The 17165-nt window shown below is 39.1% G+C and carries 14 protein-coding genes; 8 read left to right on the top strand and 6 right to left on the bottom strand.

The features are described from left to right. Positions 1–10 precede the first annotated feature (10 nt). Positions 11–361, bottom strand: coding sequence for a DUF3127 domain-containing protein (locus P8O16_RS01230; RefSeq protein WP_300310037.1), 351 nt, complete (start codon positions 359–361; stop codon positions 11–13). A 348-nt stretch (positions 362–709) separates the two neighbouring features. Between P8O16_RS01230 and P8O16_RS01225 the strand changes: the two genes are divergently transcribed. Further along, positions 710–1312, top strand: a complete 603-nt coding sequence (locus tag P8O16_RS01225) for a sigma-70 family RNA polymerase sigma factor (RefSeq protein WP_075348988.1) — start codon at positions 710–712, stop codon at positions 1310–1312. After that, the gene (locus tag P8O16_RS01220) at positions 1287–1520 is read left to right on the top strand and encodes a hypothetical protein (RefSeq protein WP_300310035.1); all 234 of its coding nucleotides are present in this window, start codon (positions 1287–1289) and stop codon (positions 1518–1520) included. The genes P8O16_RS01225 and P8O16_RS01220 overlap by 26 nt, the downstream gene beginning before the upstream one ends. Before the next feature lie 34 nt (positions 1521–1554). Here the strand turns inward: P8O16_RS01220 and P8O16_RS01215 are convergent, their stop codons facing one another. Together P8O16_RS01215 and P8O16_RS01210 are read right to left on the bottom strand one after the other, a co-directional pair. Beyond that, positions 1555–2418: an alpha/beta hydrolase gene (locus tag P8O16_RS01215; protein ID WP_300310034.1), complete on the bottom strand. Its 864-nt coding sequence runs from the start codon at positions 2416–2418 to the stop codon at positions 1555–1557. 10 nt (positions 2419–2428) lie between these two features. Then, entirely contained in the window at positions 2429–3865 is a 1437-nt protein-coding gene (locus P8O16_RS01210; protein WP_300310032.1) for an aldehyde dehydrogenase family protein, read from the bottom strand. A gap of 511 nt (positions 3866–4376) precedes the next feature. Between P8O16_RS01210 and P8O16_RS01205 the strand changes: the two genes are divergently transcribed. The 3 genes from P8O16_RS01205 (at position 4377) to P8O16_RS01195 (ending at position 10605) form a co-directional block, all read left to right on the top strand. Next, a complete protein-coding gene (locus tag P8O16_RS01205) occupies positions 4377–7103 on the top strand; it encodes a gliding motility-associated C-terminal domain-containing protein (protein WP_300310029.1) in 2727 nt (908 codons plus the stop codon). 110 nt (positions 7104–7213) lie between these two features. After that, entirely contained in the window at positions 7214–8188 is a 975-nt protein-coding gene (locus tag P8O16_RS01200) for a type IX secretion system membrane protein PorP/SprF (protein WP_300310027.1), read from the top strand. Positions 8189–8190: 2 nt separating this feature from the next. Next, a complete protein-coding gene (locus P8O16_RS01195; RefSeq protein WP_300310025.1) occupies positions 8191–10605 on the top strand; it encodes an OmpA family protein in 2415 nt (804 codons plus the stop codon). Positions 10606–10841: 236 nt separating this feature from the next. Here P8O16_RS01195 and P8O16_RS01190 read toward each other — a convergent pair whose 3' ends face one another. After that, entirely contained in the window at positions 10842–12455 is a 1614-nt protein-coding gene (locus P8O16_RS01190) for an AraC family transcriptional regulator (RefSeq protein ID WP_300310023.1), read from the bottom strand. Positions 12456–12587: 132 nt separating this feature from the next. Between P8O16_RS01190 and P8O16_RS01185 the strand changes: the two genes are divergently transcribed. From P8O16_RS01185 to P8O16_RS01175, 3 genes are all read left to right on the top strand, one after another. Further along, entirely contained in the window at positions 12588–13148 is a 561-nt protein-coding gene (locus P8O16_RS01185; protein WP_300310021.1) for a hypothetical protein, read from the top strand. 74 nt (positions 13149–13222) lie between these two features. Then, on the top strand, positions 13223–13798 hold the full coding sequence (locus P8O16_RS01180) for a hypothetical protein (RefSeq protein WP_300310019.1): 576 nt from the start codon (positions 13223–13225) through the stop codon (positions 13796–13798). 99 nt (positions 13799–13897) lie between these two features. Next, a complete protein-coding gene (locus P8O16_RS01175) occupies positions 13898–14491 on the top strand; it encodes a hypothetical protein (protein ID WP_300310017.1) in 594 nt (197 codons plus the stop codon). A gap of 138 nt (positions 14492–14629) precedes the next feature. Here the strand turns inward: P8O16_RS01175 and rluF are convergent, their stop codons facing one another. Both rluF and P8O16_RS01165 read right to left on the bottom strand, forming a co-directional pair. Then, a complete protein-coding gene (gene rluF, locus P8O16_RS01170) occupies positions 14630–15361 on the bottom strand; it encodes a 23S rRNA pseudouridine(2604) synthase RluF (RefSeq protein WP_300310016.1) in 732 nt (243 codons plus the stop codon). Positions 15362–15586: 225 nt separating this feature from the next. After that, positions 15587–16891 (bottom strand): peptidoglycan DD-metalloendopeptidase family protein, encoded by a 1305-nt coding sequence (locus tag P8O16_RS01165; protein ID WP_300310014.1) that lies wholly within the window; start codon positions 16889–16891, stop codon positions 15587–15589. Positions 16892–17165 lie beyond the last annotated feature (274 nt).

Raw genomic sequence — 17165 nt, 5'->3', positions numbered from 1 at the left:
CTGATCTCTTTTAGAAAGGTAATTTATCCTCTTCACCTTCTGAATGAAAGGTGTCTACATCTGGCATAGCTGAATTGCTAGGTGCCGCTGCTCCACCAGTTCGGTCTACCCGGTAAGCTTTTACTTCGGTATACCATCTGCCGTTATATTCCCTGCTTTCTACATCAATGCTGAGAGTGACTTGCTCACCTACACCAACTGCAAATTGGTCGATTTTATCTCCCCAAAGTGATACACATACTTTCTTCGGGTATTGTCCTTCGGTCTCAACAATAAATTCTTGCTTTCTCCAAGCGTTTCCGCTCTTTGAATTACCACCTACTTCAGCTAATTTTTGAATTACTTTTCCGCTTAATTCCATTGATTTACTTTTTTTTCTTAGATCACGAATGTACACAATGAACTGCAATCTGAGGAATGTGATAGTGTAAAAAAGACAAAATTAGAATTCGTTTTTAACACTCTTTGGCATTATCATTGGTTATATGGATTACCAAATCAATTATTCTGCAAATAAAAGAGTGGTTTTTTGGATCAAGTCCGAAATAATCTTTTGATTTATCATAGGATTTCTTTCTAAGCATAAAATCTTTCGAATTTCTTTGCAGAGTTCTATTTGAAATAATACTTTTAGCACCTACAATTTTTATTTACTCTAAAAAGATACTATGGCCTAGACCTCTACGTTTATCATAAACCAACTTAAAAAATGAGTAAGCGAATAGGTCCTAAGGACAGCGAATTGATCGCTCAGTATCGAAATGGCAGTGATGCTGCCTTTGATCTTTTAGTAGATCGGTACCAAAGCAAAATTTACACTACCATTGTTTTGATCGTCAAGGATCAAAAAGTTGCGGAAGACTTGCTTCAAGATGTTTTTGTCAAAGTAGTGAATACACTTCACTCAGATAAATACAATGAGGAGGGGAAATTTCAACCATGGGTGATGCGTATAGCACATAATCTGGCAATTGATTATTTCAGAAAAGCCAAGCGCTATCCAACCATTGTCATGGAAGACGGGTCTAATGTGTTAAATTCTCTAAGATTTGCAGAGGAAAATGTTGAAGATCGTCAAATAAGAGAAGATAACATTGAGCTGGTAAAGCGCCTCATTGAGGAGCTTCCTGAGGCTCAAAAGGAAGTATTGATCATGCGACATTACTTGGATTTGAGTTTCCAGGAAATTGCAGATCAAACTGGAGTGAGTATCAATACCGCTTTAGGTAGAATGCGGTACGCATTAATTCATCTTAGAAAAAAAATGAAACAGTTAAACATTGCCTATGACAAAACAATTTACCCAAAATGACCTGATCAGGTATATCTATCAGGAAATGAAGGAGGTAGAACAAGAACTCTTGGTGCAAGCCTTACACAGTGATGATTCACTGATGGAAGAATACATTGAATTGCTGAGCACAATAGAGCAAGTGGATCAAATCCAACTTCAGCCTTCCGCAAGTGTAGTAAATGCCATTAAAGATATGGCACATTCTACGGGACTCCAGCGAGTCTAAATCCTTTGGTAACCCGGCATTTGCCCGGGTTTTTTTATTCTAAATTCCGCTCTAAAAAGCTAGCAGCATCTTTAAATGCTTGTGAATAAGTTGGATCATTGAATCCATGACCTTGGTTTTCAATTCGTTTGTATTCAAATCGAGCTGATACCGAATTCAGTTTGTCCGCAAAAAGATCACTTTGCCATACCGGAACTACTGTGTCGCTGCTTCCGTGAAAGAAAATAGTTGGGACTACCGCTTCTTGGATAAAATTACTTGGGCTAGATTCTAAGTAGGCAGTGGCTTGTTCTTGAGGATTTCCACCCAACAAGGCATTAAGGCCGAGTTGAGTGATTTGATTAAAAGTATAAAGCGAAACTAAATCGCTTGGAGGAAAGAAGGCAATTACTGCTTTAATATTTCCAATAGTTTGATGTTTGTAGCTATGAAGTAAGGCCAAATGTCCCCCTGCACTTGCTCCTGCCAAGATAATTTGGTCGGAGATATTCCAATTTACAGTTTGCAATTGAATCGATCTCACCGCTGCAATTACGTCATTTTCCTGCGTGGGAAATTTGTTCTTTCCCGTTAAGAAGTCAAAAAGGCGATAATTAATGGAGGCGATGGCATAATCAGGAAATTCCCTTTGGAAAGACTGCCTAAACTGGAGAAATTCTTCCTTGCTTCCATCTATCCACCCACCACCATGTATATATATAATGAGAGGTGTATTTTCTCTGGATCTTCCTTGTGGGAGAAATATATCGAATAGTTGATTTGTCTCATTGCCATAAGATTGATCAAAAAGATCCATAGCAGGTAATTCGCCTGCCATGGGAATTTCAGGATTCTCGCTACAGTTCCATAGTAGAATGCTGATTGAAAGAAGAAAAATTGATCGGTATAGTATTTTCATTTGTGGTAGATTAAAACCATTTGATTAATGATTGGACAATTTTTTGAGCAGCAGCACCATAAGGAGGTCGAAGCAAAGTTGCATTATTTAATCCCACTCGTTGCTTCAACACTCCCTTTTCATTTGAAAATGCCAAGAAACCATAATGTCCATGAGCTTTTCCTATTCCACTATTATTTACTCCTCCAAATGGCATCTCCAAATCCAGGAAATGAATCACACAATCATTGATCATAGCATTTCCAGAACTCGTCTCCTGAATAACTCGGGAAGAATTTGTAGTGTTTGATCCGAAATAATAAAGCGCAAGTGGTTTGGGCTTTCCGTTGATGTAGGAAATGGCTTCATCCAGCATGGAGAAGGTCTTGATTGGAAGGATTGGGCCAAAGATTTCTTCTTCCATCAGAATGATATCATCGCTTAAGCAGCTGATCAATGTTGGTTCAATGAATCGGGAAGGTGCATCGTATTTTCCTCCAAATTCAATTATCGCCCCATTTTGTATCCCGTCTTTGAGGCTTGAGACCAATCTTTCAAAATGCCTATCGTTGATTATCCTTGCCAGATCTGGAGACTTTTCAATTCCGTCAAATTTCGGATCATACATGTTTTTAAGAGCAACCTTCAGTTCCATCAATAGCTTCTCTTTGCTTTTCTCATGTACTAAAAGGTAATCTGGTGCTACGCAGGTTTGTCCACAATTGATGAACTTTCCAAAAACTAGTTTCTCGGCAGTATCCTTCAAATTAGCATCTTGATCAATAATTACAGGAGATTTTCCACCTAGCTCCAAAGTGACCGAAGTCAAATTCTCTGCTGCGGCTTTCATTACAATTTTCCCCACGGCAGGACTACCTGTAAAGAAAATATGATCAAACGGAAGCTTCAAAAGCTCTTGAGCCACATTAGACTCGCCTTGAAAAACGGCAACCTCCGAGGGATCAAATAATTCGGAAATCATCTTCTCAATAAGGGAAGAAGTGTTTGGCGTCAGTTCGGATGGTTTGATGATTGCAGGACATCCTGCGGCCAAGGCAGAAACCAATGGTCCTATGGCAAGATTGAATGGATAATTCCATGGTGCTATAATCAAAGCACATCCTTTTGGCTCATAATATATTTTTCCACTCGTCCCAAGCAAAGGAAGAGGAGTCGAAACGGACTTTGGTTTCATCCATGCTTTTAGATTCTTAATTGCATGGTTGATTTCTGAGGTCACCGTGAAGATCTCTGAAAGATCTGTTTCAACCCGAGGTTTGTGAAAGTCAGCGAATAACACATCTTGAATATCCTTTTGATGTCCTTTTATCCATTCACTAATACTTTTTAGGCGCGAAATGCGATCTGATGCAGTTGACATCCTCCAAGAATTAGCGGTCTTCTTTTGCAAAAGAAAGGTGTTTAAGAAAACTTTTGGTTCAATTGAATTTTCAGATAAGATTGCCATTGATTTTAGGAGTTTGGGAAATAGAAGAGTCTGGAATGTGATAAATCCTTCCTTAAGATACATGGATGTAAATTGAGATTAGGTTTTGATTTTGTTTTTTGATGAGTGTCAAAAAAGTCTACTTCATTTTAAACCAGAATTCACAACTCACAGGAATTTTTTGAATCTTAAAAATATTTTTTCACAGTAAATAAATTGTATTACAAATCAAAAAGGAAGGGTGTGAAAAACAATAAAGTGTACTTTTACCTGTAATAATTTATTGTGAACAGAAATTTTTGCTGTATAAAGTTTTTTATTAGATGAAAATCTACTTCTAAAAAACTAAAGGGCGATTTGGAATAATTTTTTTATAGAATTAATAAATTGATAGTGAGTGTATTATAAAAATAAGTTTAAGAACTCGAAATTTTAAAATATAAACGATATGGACATTTCATCCACCAGTCATTTCATCCGAATCCATTTTTTGTGGAAGAGGTTTTTCGATAGAAATAAATCTTACGGTCCAATGAATTTATTAAAAATTGGATTAATTATTCTTTTATTTTTTTCAAACCTAAGTTCAGGATTTTCTCAAAATGGAATTGGTGATCCGATTTTTCTTGAAACTTTTGGGAAGGTTGGAGATAACCCAGGCGGGGAAGATTCCTTCAATGATGGAGCCGGAGCTGATGTATTTTTTAAAAGACAAGGACTTTCGTATATAAACTCAATTGACTTTTTCTCACCAGCACTTTGGACGAACATTGAAAGCCTAAAAACAGATTATCAGAAGTCTCACGAATTGTTTTCCAGGAAAATAGAAATTACCCCTCTTGGAGATGGTAGAGGCTATACACTTCCTCTACCACAGTCGGTAATTGATGGAAACTGGGGTCCGGCCTATGTCGATTATCTGGAAAATTCCATAGGACTTCCTCCTGAAGGTGGTAAAGGTGGCTACTCAATAGTAACTGACAGTCGAGGTTATTACAATGAATATTTTGTTTCAAGTCCTGATCATACGGATGATGAAAATGGCTACATGTTGTTGGTGGATGCTCATAGTTCTACGACGACCTATTTTACTAGGAAAATTGAAGGACTGTGTGGAGGTGATTATTTTAGATTTTCAACATGGATAATTGATTTAAATACGGCTGATGATGAAGAACCTGATGGTGGGGGTGGCTTGGAAAGTAGTGCTCATCCAAGAGTTCGATTTGATATTTTTAGAGTTAATAGTGACGGTTCAAAAGGGGAGTTGATTTCCTCAAGAACTACCACTGACAGTGAGGTCAAGCCTAGACATAATTGGTATGAGCTTAAATTTGATTTTCAGCTTCCTTCCGATCAAACAGGTGTATTCTTAGAAATCACCAATGTAGTTCCCAATCAATTTGGAAACGATTTGGCTATTGATGATATCAGTTTTTCGCCTCTTGGGCCTGAAGCGATACTGGAATCGGCAGATGCAATTTGTCCGGGTGATGATCCTCTTTTAAGAGCAAGAACAGTTAATTCACAGTACCCTTTCCTTGAAAATCATTTTCAACTTCAATATCGCCCAGTTGGTGCTACCTCTAGTTGGATTAACATTGGTAGTTCAATTGTAAACTCTGACGTGGACGCCACGGTATCTTTTCCAAACCCATATTTGAATTTAGACCCAAACGAGAGTTTTGAATTTAGGGTACTCGTTGCAGGAAGCAATGAAACGTTAATTAATTCTAACTGTAGAGTGGTCTCGGAGAAAGTTGTTAATGTTTATGCCCATAGTGTTGAGCTGGAGTTGTCTGATACTAATATTTGCGAAGGGGGCTCTGCTTTGATTACCTCTAACCTCACAGATACTTTAACGACCACTGAGGTAAATTATATCTACCTATGGGAAAGGCAGACCGATTCCGGTTGGGAAACAGTGTCCGATTCCGACGACGATCAAACAAAATTAGTTCTGGAAAATGTCACAAGAAGTTCAATTTATAGACTCACAGTATCCGTGGAAGGAGCAGAAGAGTGTGCGTCCAAAACTGATGAAATATCCATTGAAGTAACTGAAATTAAAAGCGCAGGAGAAAATGGGATTTTGAATTTTTGTGAGGGGACTAGACCAAATGATGAATTGCTGTTTAATTCTTTAGAAGGGAATCCAACTCCAGGTGGGATTTGGACAAATGTAAGCAATGTGTACACTTACACAGTAGAGCAAACTTCACCATGCACATTGGCAACGACGGCCACTGTGACTTTATCCTTCATAAATTGTACACTAACACCAAGTTTGACCATTGAAAAAGTGGCAGATAAAGAAGTTGTATCTGATGAAGGTGAGTTAATCACTTATACTTTGACAGTGACAAATACGGGTAATGTTACCTTGACCAATATCGATGTTGTAGATCCGCTGACTGGTTTTGAAGATGTTATTGATGAATTGAAGCCTGGTGATTCTAAATCTTTTTTCACAACCTATTCCGTGACTATCTCAGATCTTTTGGAAGGAGAAATTGTCAATGTTGCTGTGGTCACGGCAAAAGACCCAAATGGTGGAGATGAAGATATCAAGGATGAGGATAAAGTCACTATTACGATCATCAACGATCAGGTAGATCTTGCGGTATCGAAGACCAGTTTCGAGGCTGAAGTCTATGAAGGAGACGAATTTGAGTATGAGATTCGGTTGACGAATATAGGCGAAACTCCAGCGACCAATGTTGTGCTGGTGGATGATCTTCCAAACGGAGTTACTTACTTAAACTCAACCGTAGCAAACGTAAGTGATACTCAAATACAGGTAGGGACACCTTCAGTTACAGGTAGTCGAATTACTTGGAATATTCCATTCTTACCAGCTGATGGGGTGGTAGTGATTCGAGTTAAGGTTCAAGCTGGCGATGCTGGAACTATTACCAATATCGTTAGAGTGAATATAGAAGAAGACGACATCAACAGTTTGGATAATCAAGACGATGATGTGAATCAAATTCTACCATTTCGAATCCCTAACGTGATCACACCTAATCAAGATGGTGACAATGATTTATTCGAGATTAAAGGTCTTGGAAGGTTTGTAAGCAATGAAATCGTGATCATTAACAGATATGGAGACCATGTCTTTGAGCAAGAAAATTATCGGAATGATTGGAATGCACCAGGTCAAGTAGCCGGTACTTACTTCTACATTTTGACTACAGTAGATAAAGCTGGTAAAAGCCATGTATTTAAAGGTTGGATTCAGGTAATAAAGAACTAAGAATAAAATCGAAGCGATATGAAATCGAGCAAAGCTCAACCGCCACTTAGTGAAAAGTTGAACCGCCGAGCGAGATTCCATGCAGCCATTGAAAATAAAATCATAAAAGCATGAAAACGACTTTTAAAATCACAGGACTAGCCTTACTACTGACCATACTGGTCAGTGGGGCTACTTTTGGACAGCAGCTTCCCCAGTTTAGTCAGTATATTTTCAATGGGTTGCATATCAATCCGGGATATGCAGGTTACAAAGGGGAGCCCTACATCCAGAGTACATATCGGAGTCAGTGGGTTAATTTCCCAGGAGCTCCTGAGAGATTCACTGTGACAGCTGACTTGAGCGCCAATGAAGGGACAATGGGTTTTGGATTCTCGTTGATGAGTGACAACCTGGGACCGGCCAAGACGACGGGTGGGTTGTTGACCTATGCGTACCGGATTCAGACGGGTGAGCGTAGCTGGTTGGGCTTGGGCGTGAGTGCGGGATTCTCCCAGTACTCCATAGACGGGAGCATGCTAGATCCGAATGATTTTCCGGACAGTGAGATACCGGAGGGTCGTATCAACCTGTTGACTCCAAACTTGAATTCAGGGTTATTTTTCCACAACGACCGATTCTATGCAGGCTTCAGCGTGTATAATATGATCGGGAAGAAGGCCTTGGAGAAAGAAGACGTAGCGTTAGCCTATCATGACTTCCACTACTACCTGACGGCGGGCTACCTGTTTGACCTGTCTACGAATGTAAAGTTCAAGCCGAGCTTTCTGATCAAGGAAGGGAAGGGTGCTCCGACGAACTACGACATTAACGCAATGTTTTTATTTATGGAGCAACTGTGGGTAGGTGGAAGTTATCGCAGCAATATGAAGATCTGGAATGACAACTTGCAGGAAGGGCTGAACAAGCGCAATGCTGTAGCTGCGATTATAGAGATTTTCCCCACAGAGCGTTTGCGACTTGGTTATGCTTATGATCATAACCTAAACGTACTGAATGCCTACCGAAATAACTCTCATGAGCTTTCGGTAGGCTTCTATATGATTCCTAGAAAAGCAGTAATGAAAAATCAAAGATGGTTCTGATTATGAAAAAGATAGCAACACAAGTCATACTGAGTGCAGTGCTGATCTTTGGATCAGTGGGAATCACGCAAGCTCAGAAAAATAAGATCCGATATGCGGATTCGTTGATGAAGGTAGAGAAGAATTACAAGACAGCCTCAACATTGTACCAGCAAGCCTACGCGAAGAAGCCCAAGATGGAGACTGCCACAAAAGTAGCAGAAAGCTACGATGAGTTACGGGACTATGACAACTCATATATGTGGTGGAAAACTGCAATAGGCTATGAGGAAACAAGTCCAAAAGTATATGCAAGTTTCTTACGTTCGGCAGAACTAAGTGGCAATCTGAATGAGGCGAAAGCCTTACTTACAGCAAAGGAATACAGTTCTGCAGATAGTGCGGCAGTTCAAGAGTTATTGGCAAAAAGACCATTTTATACCCCGATCCCTGGACTGAGAAAAGTAAAACTGGAGCCGATGAGCGCGTTAAACTCTGAAGGTTCAGATTTTACTTATGTCAAAGATGCAAATGGGAATGTGTACTTCACCTCGGATCGAGGTGGAGAGTTTGTAGATAAGATGCCTGGGATTCGAATCGATGGACGGAACAAAATTTTCAGTGAAGCCAAGCAAGACAATACTGGTAGAGAATACTTTAGTGTCTACAGGCAGGACAGCACCGGAGTTATAAGCGAGATGATCTCGAATGTACCGAATACCTACAACTTCGGAGATCCATACTATGCAAAGGAGGCAGGTCTGATGTTTTACTCGGTGACCCGCGGGATCACCAAAGAGAAGAAAAATAGAAACGTGGAAGTCAGTCCGGAGATCTATTACAGCACCTTAAATGAATCCGGCCAGCTTGAAGGATTCTATCCGGTGCCGTTTAATGATTCGACGGGCTACTCCGTGATGCATCCCTTTGTGGATGAAGAAGCAAAGCGATTGTACTTCACCTCTGATATGCCTGATTCACTTGCTATGGGAGGCTATGACTTGTACTATGCCGAATACGATGAGAATATGACCTTTGGACCGGCAATCAATCTAGGCCCAGAGGTCAACACCGCAGGTGATGAGAGCCATGCGTTTAGAAGAGGCAATAAGTTCTACTTCAGTTCCACGGGCCACAAAGGCATGGGAAGTATGGACGTGTTTGTGGCAGACTACAGCGAAACAGCATTCAGCAATGTGAAAAACATGGGTACACCGATCAACTCGATCGCAGATGACTTTGCATATAGGGAGTTAGACAATAAAGAAATTTATCTTTCTTCCAATCGTAAAGGTGGAGTGGGATTGGATGACCTGTACCAGATTGCTGATTTATACAAAGCCTTTTTGGCAAGAGTGATCGACTGTGAGGGTTTGATTATCAGTGATAGTTATTTGGCTACGCTGACTGACAAGACCCAGGGAGGAACGGTACAGACCTATAGAAATGGAGATGGTACGCTTCGCTCAGAGCTGGAGCCGGAGAGTGATTTTAATATCACGATAAGTAAGCCAGGTTATTTCAGTGTAACTGACGATGCAATCAGCACGAAAGGCTTTGAAGGAGACACGATCAAGCGGGAATATAAGTTGATTCCGATCCCGTATCAGTTGCCGGTGTATGTTGACATTATTTATTATGACCTGGACAAGTTTAAGATAAGAGACGATGCAAAGCCAGCTTTGGACAAGTTGGGACAGTTGATGAACCAGTACACATTCTTGGATCTTTTGGTATCCTCGCATACCGACTCCAGAGCTAGTGACGAGTACAACATCCGTCTGTCCAATGACCGGGCCAAGGCAGTGACCGAGTACATGGCCCAGCACAACATCTCTGCGGATCGAATTCGCCTGGAGTGGTTTGGAGAGCAGAACCTGGTGAATGATTGCGGAAACGGTAAGCCATGTTCAGAGTCAGCTCATCAGCTAAACAGAAGATCAGAATTATTACTTGAGGCCTTCCCTGATCCGAGCAAGAGTTATGAAATTCCTGAGGAGTTGAAGAATCTGGACTATTGTAACCCTGAAGCGATCATGGATTTGATTCAGAAGGAGTTGAGAGCGATCCCGACGATCTATTTTGATTTTGACAAGAGCATGCTCAGATCAGCAGATAAGCTTGAACTGGAAAGAACGGCTGTGATGCTTAACAGAATGCCAAACTTGATGCTATTCATCGGAGGTCATACCGACCAAAGAGGTAGCAATGATTACAACGAGAAGCTGTCCGAGAAGCGGAGCGAAGTGGTGATGGAGTACCTGAAGAAGCGTGGAGTCGAGGAGAACAGGATGGATTACGAATGGTTTGGAGAGACTCAACCGGTCCATGACTGCAATGCAGTGACCTGCACCGAGGCGATGCACCAGCTGAACCGCCGCACTGAGCTGAAACTCGGGAAAATTCATAGTTCTACTCCGGTAGGAAGAAAAAAGTAGATACTATGGAATAATAGGGTTTTTTTAAAAACTTAAAATCCTTGAAAAACAATAAATAGCTTCTGCTGACTACAGGAGCTATTTATTTGGCCAACTCTAATGTTTAAATAAATATTTGGATAATCATTCTTGAAAAATTGCCAATGAGCCAATATAAGAGGATCGATATAAGGTTTTCTCCTAGGATAAAATCATCTATGGAAGAAGCAGATGTGCTTTTGTTCTATTTTAGACACCTAATCTATATTTAATTCATTTTTTAAGAATTTAACTGAGTAACCAATTTTGGATGCAATTTCCTCTAATGACAAACCTGATTTATGGAATTCTTGCGCCTGCTTTAACTTTACTTTTTTCAGAAATTTGCCGGGAGTAGTGCCCATCTTCTTAAAATTTCTATTTAACTGAACGGGATTTGTTTCCAGATACTCAGCTAAATTTTCCACCGTAAATATTCTTTGTTCTAGGATTTGGGTTTCCAAATCATTTAGGTCCAATTCATTTTTATTGGATAGCCTTGAGCTAAATATGCTTTCTTTAGGTATTCTTGAGGAGAAATAATACCATGTCAACAATAGGGATAAGGCAATAAAACCAGCAATTACCCAAATAGACTTCCTCTCCTGTAAAGGGATTTTCACTGAGCTAAGAAGATTTGGTAAGTAGGATTTTTCAATTTCATAAGTATTTAGTGTATATAATCCATCTACTGCGCCTACATAAAGCAATTCTCCGGAAAGTAATAACGCTTCCCTATTAAATTCTACATTAGGAATAATAACAATGGGATCTGGATAATTTGGAGTAAGAATATAAAGACCATTTTCTGTTGCTATCCAAAGATTTCCGAAATCATCAAAAGTAGTCATTACGCTATTTAGGGTATTAGCAATTTTCTTTAGACTGTTTTGCTCACCATTATTTAACTCATAAACCCCAAGGTCAGAAGCCAATAAAAGTCTATTCCCAATGGCAAAGAGATCTCGTATCCTAGATGGGATTTTAGCTAATGTATCGACTTTCGTTCCGTCCCATCTCAGACAAAGCCCTTGAAAAGTTGAAAAGATGAGGTCATCCTGATATACTTCTAAATCCAAATATTCTAATCCCTGATGAATAGGCTGGAGTTCAAATTCGGGAAGTACTTTGGATACTAATTGTGTATGAAGAGCAATAGTATGGTCATTCCAGGGAATTAGTTTTCTGGCTTTTCCTGCAAATAAACTAGTCCCGTTTGGAATCACTCTGGAAGAGTCTGGAGGATAAAATTTGCTTATCTCGTCCCAAACCAAAAAGTAAGAAGAGTCTATTTTTACAAGTGGACCATTGGAGTAATTTGGATTATTCAGTAAGATGGAATCATTTACATATATACCCGAATAGGTTGAAATGACCTTTAATCTATCTTCTATATAAATATCACGGATGGACATATTGAAGTAAGAACGCGTATAGTGATCCCTAATCTCGTATTCGAATAATTCGCTTCCACTGGCTACAAAAAATCTTGAACCAGCTCTTGCAGCAGTTGCAATGAACTTCCCTTTTTGTGGTATAAGTTGTTTCATGGAGCTTATTTCAAATAATTCAGATTTGGGGATAAAGTCAGATTCGTAAAAATTTTCTTTATAAAACACATAGGGCTTTGAAAAATCCTCATCAATTGGAACCCACTCTTTGTTATCTAATTTGAACAATTCAGTAGTTGTTTTTGCAAAAATTGTCTCTTTTGCTGCAAAAGTATTTTGAACTGGGCTATTGAAATGGTGTTTGTTCACAAATAATGTGTCCTGTGAAAAAACAGGAAGTAGTGTAAATCTGAGTAGAAAAAATATAATGAATGTCTTCATATCTTAAGAAATAACAAACTAAAATAACGCTTTTAATAAAAAAAAACTGGAACTGTTATTTTTAAAATATAGAAAAAAACATCTGTTATTTCTGGATTGACGAAATTCCAATTCAATTTTAAACCATTCATTATGAAAAAATTATGGATTTTAACTGTTGCTCTTAGCCTAACAGTTTTTTGCGTACATGCCCAAACTCAGATTAAACCTGGTGTAGGTTTTAACACTACAAGTTTATCAGCAGGTGATGGAATTTCAGTCTCTGGAGAGACTGGGTGGCAAGTCGGAGCGAGCGTTGCATTTGGAGAAAAGTTTTACTTTGAGCCAGGTGTTTTCTATCAGAAGTCTTCTTTCAGCTTCACCTCGAATGATCCGGGAGCAGCAATTGATGGGAGTCACAGCGGCATTAGGGTTCCTTTAGCGGTTGGCTTAGATGTATTGGGGAATGCTGATTCTGTAGCTGGACTTCGAGTTTTTGGTGGAGCCTCTGGTTTTTTTGTCATGAATAATACTGATGACGATGATATTCAATCTCCACAGGTGGGCATATTTGCGGGCGCAGGTTTAGACATAGCCATCTTCTACCTAGACGCTTCCTACCAATGGTCTTTGTCCAACATTCAGGCTGATGTTACTCAAATTGACCTTGGAAATGGTAGAGGGTTTTTCCTTACTGCAGGTCTGAGATTTTAATAGACTAAAGAAAAAAATTGACCGCCAAACTTACCTAAAGCCTGATTATTCGGGCTTTAGGTGTTTATAACGCTATGAAAAATTTATTTATTTCCATGTGCCTTGGCTTGTGGATAACTTCCTGCCAAAATCAAACTTCTACTAAAGTAGTAACTGACCAAATTGCTTCTCAGGATGGTATATCAACAATGCCCTATACTCAGGATGATCAGGAAAATATTACCCGGTTAATTGGGATGACCTTAAAGGATCAATTCAAAGAAGATTTAGAAAAGGAGTGGATAGATACTATAAGTCGAAAGTTTAAGTATGAGCAATTTGATTTGAATGGTGATGGCAAAAAAGAAATTTTTGTTGGACTTACAGGACCATATTTCTGTGGTTCCGGAGGGTGTACGATGTTTTTACTCTCAAATCAAGGAAATGTCATTACTCGATTTACCGTAATAGACTTTCCGCTTTACATCAGCACTGAAGAAACGAACGAATGGAGAGATCTGATTTTGTACAGTAATAAATCCTACAGAAAAGTATCATTTGAAAGTAATTCTTATCCATCAAACCCTTCAACCTTGGATGTTTATTCAGGTAATTTGGATAACTCACTAAAAATTCTGGATTGGGAACAACTTGAGTTTTTCAAATTTTGAATAGGCAAGTCCTTGAAAAATTAAATGATATGGTTTACAGTATTCTCTATTTAGAAAAGCAGCATTTAACATTTACTCTAAACACTAACAATAATCAAAATGAAAAAGCTAACACATATAAACATGCCATCCTTTTTTAGAAATTGGGCTTTAGCTAGCCTAGTGTTCCTATTGATTCCATTGCTTTCCTTCGGCCAATCTTCTCAAAACGACTTGGTAGGTATAAAATTGGAAGAAGCTGAGAATCTTCTTGCCGAACGAGGCTTCGAAATCGCAGGTTCTTCCCTGTTTAAAAAACAACAACTTTGGTACAATGCAAAGGAGAATAGTTGTCTCTCGGTTTCCTTTGAAAAAAAGGGTGATCATGTGGTTACCGAAGTGACAGCCGGCGATGAAGGGAAATGTAAGGCTGGGATAGAAGCATCTCATAAGGTAATGGATGCCTACCACGATGGAGCAGCACCAGCAAATTCTGCGGCCATAGAAAAGGAGCGCCAAAAACTAAAAGATAAGGGACTTGTAGTCTCGTATTGGATTCAGGATATCGCTCCTGGCCGAAGTACGGAATATTGGAAAAATGAAAGCACGCAAGCTTGCATGCATATCGTGTGGAACTCTGCAGATCAAAGCGATGTGAGCTCTGACTCTTGTGATTCAAAGTATAGAAACAATCCTTATCCAAAGGATAATTAGAAGTGTAAGCTCTATTCAATTTGAGACTGATCGGAATGCTTTAGAGGCGGTCAAATCGTAGCCTTGGATTTTCAAAATAGACAAGATTTATCAGAACCAATACACATGGAATTTAAGTGAAATAAAGTTGGCTAAGCTTTAATCAAAAGTCTTCGAACTACCTGAAATCAAAGAATTTAATTCTGCTAATTCCTTTTCTGTCAAATCTCTCCATTTTCCGACTGGAAGATCCAAATGAATGTTCATAATTCGGATTCGCTTGAGTTGAACGACTTTGAATCCTAAATACTCGCACATTCGGCGGATCTGACGATTTAATCCCTGGGTAAGCGTAATCCGGAATTTAAACTTGCTGATTCGTTCTACTTTACATGGATCTGTGACTGTATCCAGAATAGGAATTCCGGCCCCCATTCTTCGAACAAATTCATCATTTACCGGTCGATCTACCGTAACGACGTATTCTTTTTCATGATTGTTTTTGGCTCTTAGAATCTTGTTTACGATGTCTCCTTCACTAGTAAGAAAGATCAAGCCTTCACTGTCCTTATCTAATCTGCCTATCGGGAAAATCCGCTGAGGATGCCCGATGAAATCAATGATATTATCCTTTTCGCCTTTGACATCCGTGGTTGAGACAATACCGACTGGTTTGTTGAATGCAATATAGGTGTGATTTTGGATAGGTCTTCCCACGTTTTTACCATCTACAGCGACTTGATCTTTTGGACCGACCTTGGTGCCGAGTTCAGGAATTTTACCATTTAAAGTGATTCGTCCCTGTTCCAAAAGTTTATCCGCTTCTCTTCTGGAGCAAAAACCCACTTCACTTAAATATTTATTGATTCGGATGTAAGATTCGTTTTCCACCTTGAAATGTATTGATCCTGCAAGTTAAGATTTCACTCATGATTCTCATTTCCAAATTCGGGTGATTAAGCTTTCAAAGCATGAAATCAAATCAAATGGTTATTTTTACCTCAAATTATTGATGCTTTCAGGTTTTTGTTGTTTTGAAAGACCTCAACAAAAAAGGAGTTGAAAGCCAAAATCTGGCGTCCAACTCCTTTTCTTTTTTTAGAAATGAGTAAGTATTTAATCTCCGGCTGGGCTGTTACCAGAGCGGGTTTTAGCTACTAATTTTTCAGGTTCTCCAGCTAGATTTATAGAAGCCAAAAGCTCCAGAGATTCAGTTTTCTTTGCATTGAAAGCTACAAGATTTGCAGCCAGAATAGGCTCAGATGGTGGAATTTTCTCTCTCAACCAATCTTCTTGTTTCCCATTTTTCCAGAATCTAAAGCAAAGGTGAGGTCCTGTCGCCAATCCCGTACTACCAACATATCCAATAACCTGTCCTTGTTTTACTCGCTGACCGGGTTTCATACCTTTAGCGATTTTAGACATGTGAAGGTATTGTGTAGTGTAGGTGCCGTTATGTTTGATCTTTACATAATTTCCATTTGCGGAAGTATATTTTGCATCTGTCACGACGCCATCTCCCACAGATCGGATTTCAGTTCCAGTTGCTGCGGCATAGTCTGTTCCAAGATGTGCTTTATATCTTTTTTGCACAGGATGAAATCTTTTCAAATTGTATCGTGAACTGATTCTGGTGTATTTAAGGGGATCTCTGAGGAAAGCTTTCTTTAGGGAATTCCCTTCCTGATCGAAGAAATTCATTTCTCCGTTTTGTTCGAAAGGGATAGCATGGAATTCCTCTCCTTTGTGCTCAAAATACGCAAGTTTGATATCTGAAACGCCCACTACTACTCCATCAATTAATTTTTCTTCGTAGACGACTTTGAATTTGTCACCTTTCTGGAGTGCTCCAAAATCAACAGACCAACCATAGAGATCAGCAAATTGATCGACGATATCATAGGTGATGTTCTGCTTTGACATGTCTGACGATAGATTGCTTTCGATGATTCCGCCAACTTCTTTGGTTCGATATTCAGCAGGTTTCTCTGCTTTGTAGATATCTATAGAGTCTAGATTGAAGACTACATATTCGGCTGGATTTGGCTCATAAATAAAAAATTGAGCTTGTGTGGTATCTGCCGGAGTGATTACCGTGAATTTTTTATTGAAAGCGATGCCTCGAACATCAAAAATAGATTTTGATTTCTTGGCTAGCTCGTCAATGATTTGATAGGGGACGTTGAAAGGAGCTAAAATTGAGCCCAGAGTTTGGTTTTTTGCTACAGTCCCTTCTATAATATTAAGACCTGTAACGTCGATTCCATATAGGTAAACCTTTTCATTTTCTAAATCGGAGATAGGAAATTCCAATACCTCAGCATCAGGTTTGTCTTGGGTCTGAAAGTTAAAAAATGGTAGAGAGGAAGCCGCTCCTATTAGTATTACTACTGCAGCAATTCCGATCCATTTATTTTTCATAAAGTGTTGATAATAAGGGGTGATTGTAATTAGACCTCAAAAAAGGAAAAAAGAAACTCTATTCCAAGTTTTTGGAAAGGATTTCTTAATAGCGAAAACTCGCAACTATAATGCCAACGAAATGAATTAAGGATTTATTTCGTTGTGATCAAATGTGAAAAAAACTAATAGAATGATTTTCAGCCAATTTTTTTTCAGGTAAGTACAAGAGAAAATGAATTTTCTAAAATATATCTCCCAAATCCTTACGAAAATTGCAATCAAAGCTGTGTTG

The organism is Algoriphagus sp. (assembly GCF_029254265.1).
Classification (GTDB): domain Bacteria; phylum Bacteroidota; class Bacteroidia; order Cytophagales; family Cyclobacteriaceae; genus Algoriphagus.
Note: the sequence above shows the minus strand (reverse complement) of the source record. Positions and strands in the feature narration are given on the sequence as shown.

Excerpts from the sequence above, each read along its gene's own strand:
- P8O16_RS01230 (WP_300310037.1), bottom strand. The coding sequence starts at position 361 with ATGGAATTAAGCGGAAAAGTAATTCAAAAATTAGCTGAAGTAGGTGGT.
- P8O16_RS01225 (WP_075348988.1), top strand. The coding sequence starts at position 710 with ATGAGTAAGCGAATAGGTCCTAAGGACAGCGAATTGATCGCTCAGTAT.
- P8O16_RS01220 (WP_300310035.1), top strand. The coding sequence starts at position 1,287 with ATGACAAAACAATTTACCCAAAATGACCTGATCAGGTATATCTATCAG.
- P8O16_RS01215 (WP_300310034.1), bottom strand. The coding sequence starts at position 2,418 with ATGAAAATACTATACCGATCAATTTTTCTTCTTTCAATCAGCATTCTA.
- P8O16_RS01210 (WP_300310032.1), bottom strand. The coding sequence starts at position 3,865 with ATGGCAATCTTATCTGAAAATTCAATTGAACCAAAAGTTTTCTTAAAC.
- P8O16_RS01205 (WP_300310029.1), top strand. The coding sequence starts at position 4,377 with ATGAATTTATTAAAAATTGGATTAATTATTCTTTTATTTTTTTCAAAC.
- P8O16_RS01200 (WP_300310027.1), top strand. The coding sequence starts at position 7,214 with ATGAAAACGACTTTTAAAATCACAGGACTAGCCTTACTACTGACCATA.
- P8O16_RS01195 (WP_300310025.1), top strand. The coding sequence starts at position 8,191 with ATGAAAAAGATAGCAACACAAGTCATACTGAGTGCAGTGCTGATCTTT.
- P8O16_RS01190 (WP_300310023.1), bottom strand. The coding sequence starts at position 12,455 with ATGAAGACATTCATTATATTTTTTCTACTCAGATTTACACTACTTCCT.
- P8O16_RS01185 (WP_300310021.1), top strand. The coding sequence starts at position 12,588 with ATGAAAAAATTATGGATTTTAACTGTTGCTCTTAGCCTAACAGTTTTT.
- P8O16_RS01180 (WP_300310019.1), top strand. The coding sequence starts at position 13,223 with ATGAAAAATTTATTTATTTCCATGTGCCTTGGCTTGTGGATAACTTCC.
- P8O16_RS01175 (WP_300310017.1), top strand. The coding sequence starts at position 13,898 with ATGAAAAAGCTAACACATATAAACATGCCATCCTTTTTTAGAAATTGG.
- P8O16_RS01165 (WP_300310014.1), bottom strand. The coding sequence starts at position 16,891 with ATGAAAAATAAATGGATCGGAATTGCTGCAGTAGTAATACTAATAGGA.